The 4717-nt window shown below is 62.4% G+C and carries 5 protein-coding genes and 1 pseudogene; all 6 read left to right on the forward strand.

Annotated features, from left to right (window positions below):
* The coding region (locus HX846_RS32130) for a polysaccharide deacetylase family protein (protein ID WP_178966949.1) at nucleotides 1–593 on the forward strand (593 nt) is incomplete at its 5' end.
* The gene (gene arnT / locus HX846_RS32135) at nucleotides 590–2245 is read left to right on the forward strand and encodes a lipid IV(A) 4-amino-4-deoxy-L-arabinosyltransferase (protein ID WP_177067769.1); all 1656 of its coding nucleotides are present in this window, start codon (nucleotides 590–592) and stop codon (nucleotides 2243–2245) included. The genes HX846_RS32130 and arnT, both read left to right, overlap by 4 nt.
* Complete coding sequence (gene arnE, locus HX846_RS32140; protein WP_003217625.1) at nucleotides 2242–2589, forward strand: 4-amino-4-deoxy-L-arabinose-phosphoundecaprenol flippase subunit ArnE; 348 nt, start codon at nucleotides 2242–2244, stop codon at nucleotides 2587–2589. The genes arnT and arnE overlap by 4 nt, the downstream gene beginning before the upstream one ends.
* The gene (gene arnF / locus HX846_RS32145) at nucleotides 2586–2999 is read left to right on the forward strand and encodes a 4-amino-4-deoxy-L-arabinose-phosphoundecaprenol flippase subunit ArnF (protein WP_177021107.1); all 414 of its coding nucleotides are present in this window, start codon (nucleotides 2586–2588) and stop codon (nucleotides 2997–2999) included. Before arnE ends, arnF begins: the two co-directional genes overlap by 4 nt.
* The gene (locus HX846_RS32150; RefSeq protein WP_008433443.1) at nucleotides 2996–4375 is read left to right on the forward strand and encodes a UDP-glucose/GDP-mannose dehydrogenase family protein; all 1380 of its coding nucleotides are present in this window, start codon (nucleotides 2996–2998) and stop codon (nucleotides 4373–4375) included. Before arnF ends, HX846_RS32150 begins: the two co-directional genes overlap by 4 nt.
* A 3-nt stretch (nucleotides 4376–4378) precedes the next feature.
* Nucleotides 4379–4717: pseudogene (locus HX846_RS32155) on the forward strand (glycosyltransferase); the annotation flags it as partial.

The following is a 4717-nucleotide window of genomic DNA, read 5'->3' on the forward strand; positions in this document are numbered from 1 at the left end:
CCGCCGGGCATGAAGTCGGGCTGCACGCCTGGGATCATCACGGCTGGCAAGCCAACACCGGGCGCTGGAGCGATGCACAGCTGATCGAGCAGATTCGCCGTGGCGTCGACACCTTGAGCGACATCCTCGGTGAACCCATCGACTGCTCAGCCGCCGCCGGCTGGCGTGCCGATGAGCGCGTGGTGCAAGCCAAGCAACAGTTCAATTTCCGTTACAACAGCGATTGCCGCGGTACCAGCCTGTTCCGGCCTACCCTGGCGGATGGCAGTGCCGGCACGCCACAAATTCCGGTGGACATGCCGACCTTCGACGAAGTCGTGGGCCCGGTGGTGGCCGCCAAGGATTTCAATAGCTACATCCTCGACCGCTTCAAGCCGTCGAAGCTCAACGTCTATACGATCCACGCAGAAGTAGAAGGGATTCTGATGGCCAATGATTTTCGCCAGTTGCTCGCCCAGGCAGGGCAGCGCGGCATCGCGTTCAAACCGTTGGGCGACCTGTTGCCCGCCGACCTCACCACCCTGCCCCAGCAACAGCTGGTGCGTGGTGCGTTGAGCGGCCGTGAAGGCTGGCTCGGAGTGCAGAAGGCATGATCCGGCGCTGGGCCCTGCCCCTGCTCCTGCTGGCCTTCGGGGTGTTCTACCTGATCCCGTTGGCCACCCACGGGCTGTGGATTCCCGACGAAACCCGCTATGCGCAGATCAGCCAGGAAATGCTGCTGACCGGCAAGTGGGCCTCGCCACACTTCATGGGGATTCGCTACTTCGAGAAACCGGCGGCCGGTTACTGGATGATCGCGCTGGGCCAGGCGATTTTCGGGCAGAACCTGTTCGGCGTACGTTTTGCCTCGGCCTTGAGCACCGGCTTGAGCATCCTGCTGGTGTATTTCGTGGCCCGGCGTTTGTGGAACGACCCGCGCAAGAGCCTGGTCAGCGCCGTGCTGTACATGAGTTTTGTCAGCGTCGCGTTCCTGGCGGGCTATGCCAACCTCGACCCGCAGTTCACCTTCTGGGTCAACCTGACCGGGGCGGCGCTGTGGTTCTGCTTCGACAGCACCACCACCCGCGGCCGCCTGTGGTCGTGGGCCTTGCTCGGGTTCGCCTGCGGCATGGGGTTCATGACCAAGGGTTTCCTTGCCTGGTTGCTGCCGGTGCTGATCGCCCTGCCCTACGTGCTCTGGCAAAAACGCATTCGTGAACTGCTCACCTATGGCCTGGTGGCCGTGGTGGTGGCGATTGTCGTGAGCCTGCCCTGGGCGCTGATGGTGCATGCCCAGGAACCGGACTACTGGAATTTCTTCTTCTGGCACGAGCACATCCAGCGCTTTGCCGGCGACGACGCCCAGCACTCCGAGCCCTTCTGGTATTACCTGCCGCTGATGGTTGCGTTCACCCTGCCGTGGATGGCGTTGCTGCCGTCCACCGTGAAGCAGGCATGGCTGGAAAAACGCAACAGCAAGGTCGCCTTCCTGCTGCTGTGGCTGCTGATGCCGCTGGCGTTCTTCAGCCTGGCCAAGGGCAAGCTGCCGTCGTACATCATGCCCTGCCTGCTGCCACTGGCGCTGCTGATGGGGCATACCCTCGCCGACAAACTGGCCCAGGCCCGTGGCCGCGTACTGCGCATCAACGGCTGGGTGAATCTGGTCATTGGCGTATTGGCGTTGCTGGCCCTGACCTGGTTCCAGCTGAAAAAACCGGTGTACGAGCACGGCCAGGAAACACTCAGCCTGGTGCTGGTGTTCGTCTTCCTGTTCGGCTGGATCATCGCCAACCTGCTGCAAGCCGCCCGCCCGTTGCACATGTGGGCCGCACCGGTGATCGGCAGCTGGTTGCTGGTGGCTCTGGTGCCGGCGGCGTTGCCGCACTCGGTGGTTTATAACAAGACCCCCGACCAGTTCATCATCGACCACCTCCAGGAGCTGCAGCCGACCACTGCGTTGCTGAGCAACGACCTCGGCGCCGCATCGGCCTTGTCATGGCGCCTGCAGCGTCCTGAAGTGATGCTCTACAACACCGTTGGCGAAGTGAAATACGGCATCGCCTTCCCGGACACCGCTTACCGCAAGATCGATGCCGCCAGCGTCCAGCAATGGATGAGCGGGGCGCGCAAGCAAGGCTCGGTGGGCGTGGTGATGCGGGTCAAGGGTGACGACGAACGCCAGGAAGTGGACCTGCTGCCCAAAGACGGCAAGCGTTACGAGCAGGGCAATATCGTGATTCTGATCTTCCCGCAGAGCGCGCCATGACCACTCTGCTGCTGTTGTTAGGTGCCTGCCTGCTGACCTGCATGGGCCAGGTGTCCCAGAAGTTTGCCGTGGAAGGCTGGCGTGACCAGCCCGACGGTTGGGCCCTGAAGCTGCGCTCGCCGTGGCTGTGGTCGGCGCTGGTGTGCCTGGGCCTGGGTTTGCTGGTGTGGCTGCTGGTGCTGCAACGTTTGGAAGTCGGCATCGCCTACCCGATGCTGAGCCTCAACTTTGTATTGGTCACCCTGGTGGCGCGCTTTGTGTTCCATGAACACATCGATGGTCGCCACTGGTTCGGCGTGCTGCTGGTGATTGCCGGTGTGGTGCTGCTGGGGCGCCAGGTATGAGTCGCGCTCGCGGTTTTGCCCTGGCCCTGGGCAGCGTGGCACTGGTCAGCGGTGCCCAGTTGGGCATGCGCTGGAGCATGACGCGCCTGCCATTGCCCACCGAATGGCTGACAGCACTCAACACGGGTGCCATCGACCTCGGCGCACTGGGCGTGGTGATCCTGGCGATCATCGCCTATGCCCTGTCGATGCTCTGCTGGCTTGGCGCACTGAAAGACCTGCCGCTGGGCCGTGCCTACTCGCTGCTCAGCATCAGCTACGCATTGGTCTACCTGCTGGCCGCCAGCCTGCCGGTGTTCAACGAACATTTTTCGCTTTCAAAAACTGCGGGAGTGGCCTTGGTCATCCTCGGAGTCCTGACTATCAACTCTCGTCGTGCTAGCACCACAAGTCCCAGGAATGCCCCATGAAAATCAGTGTATTTGGTAGCGGTTACGTCGGTCTCGTACAGGCCACCGTGTTGGCCGAAGTCGGCCACGATGTCATCTGCATGGACGTTGACGAGAAAAAGGTCAAGTTGCTGCAACAGGGCCATGTGAGCATTTTCGAGCCGGGCCTGGCGGCCATGGTCAAGGAAAACCTCGAAGGCGGACGCCTGACGTTTACCTATGACGAAAAACTCGCGGTCGAACACGGCGAAGTGCTGTTCATCGCCGTGGGTACCCCTTCGGACGAAGACGGCTCGGCCGACCTGAAATACGTGCTGTCCGTGGGCGATGCAGTGGCTCGCCACCGTATCGACCCGGTGATCCTCGTGGAAAAATCCACCGTACCTGTAGGCACTGGCGACACTTTGCGTGCGCACATGGAAAAAGCCCTGCGCATTGCCGGCCGCCACCTGGAGTTCGATATCGTCTCCAACCCGGAATTCCTCAAGGAAGGCTCGGCCGTTGCCGACTGCCGCCGCCCGGACCGGATCGTCATCGGCTGCGAACGTGAGGAAGTGCGCGAGGTGATGCGTGAGTTGTATGCACCGTTCAACCGCAACCACGACCGCATCATCTTCATGGACCTGCGCAGCGCCGAACTGACCAAGTACGCCGCCAACTGCATGCTGGCCACCAAGATCAGCTTTATCAACCAGATCGCCGAACTGGCCGAACACCTGGGCGCCGACATCGAAGCCGTGCGCCTGGGCATTGGTGCCGACTCGCGTATCGGCTACCACTTCATCTACCCAGGTTGCGGTTATGGCGGCTCGTGTTTCCCCAAGGACATGCGCGCCCTGATCCACAGCGCCAAGGCCGCCAACTGCTCCAGCGACCTGCTGGAAGCCGTGGAAGCCATCAACCAGCGCCAGAAGAGCAAGCTGTTCGAACGCGCCAATGCATTCTTCAAGGGCGACCTGCGCGGCAAGACCTTCGCCTTGTGGGGCCTGGCGTTCAAGCCCAACACCGACGACATGCGCGATGCGCCAAGCCGGGTGCTGATGGAAGCGTTGTGGGCCGCCGGCGCCAATGTACGTGCGTTTGACCCGGAAGCCATGCAGGAAACCCAGCGCATCTACGGTGATGACCCGCGCCTGATGCTGATGGGCACCCCGGAATCCACCCTGAGTGGCTCTGACGCCTTGATCATCTGCACCGAATGGCAACAGTTCAAGGCACCGGACTTCGACCTGATCCAGCAACGCCTGAAAACCCCGGTGATCTTCGACGGCCGCAACCTGTACGACGGCGAACGCCTGGCACGCAAAGGCATCCAGTACTTCCCGATGGGCCGCGGCGATTCCTGCAACTTGCCGATCCCCCAGCAAAACTGGGCGCCTCAGGCCGAGGAAGCCTGAGACGTGGACAAAGCTCATCGGCCCCTGCTCAGCCCGACGATCCGCCGACACTCATGGATCCTGGGGCTGCTGGCCCTGATCCTGTTTGTCGCGGGCAACTGGAACCAGGCAATCATCGGCTTTGACTCGCGCTTCGTGCTGTTCGCCCAGGAGATGCTGCGCCACGGGCCGGGGTTCTTCCCGACCACGTACGGGCAACCTTATGCCGATTACCTGGCCACCTCGACGCTGCTGACCTGGCTGCTGTCGGTGCCCCTGGGGCAGGTCACCAGCCTGACGGCCTGGCTGCCCACGGCCATCGCTTCGGCGCTGATCGTGGTGCTGCTCTACCGGCTGACCGCG

This window comes from Pseudomonas sp. K5002, assembly GCF_013386655.1.
Taxonomy (GTDB): Bacteria; Pseudomonadota; Gammaproteobacteria; order Pseudomonadales; family Pseudomonadaceae; genus Aquipseudomonas.

Excerpts from the sequence above, each read along its gene's own strand:
- arnT (WP_177067769.1), top strand. The coding sequence starts at position 590 with ATGATCCGGCGCTGGGCCCTGCCCCTGCTCCTGCTGGCCTTCGGGGTG.
- arnE (WP_003217625.1), top strand. The coding sequence starts at position 2,242 with ATGACCACTCTGCTGCTGTTGTTAGGTGCCTGCCTGCTGACCTGCATG.
- arnF (WP_177021107.1), top strand. The coding sequence starts at position 2,586 with ATGAGTCGCGCTCGCGGTTTTGCCCTGGCCCTGGGCAGCGTGGCACTG.
- HX846_RS32150 (WP_008433443.1), top strand. The coding sequence starts at position 2,996 with ATGAAAATCAGTGTATTTGGTAGCGGTTACGTCGGTCTCGTACAGGCC.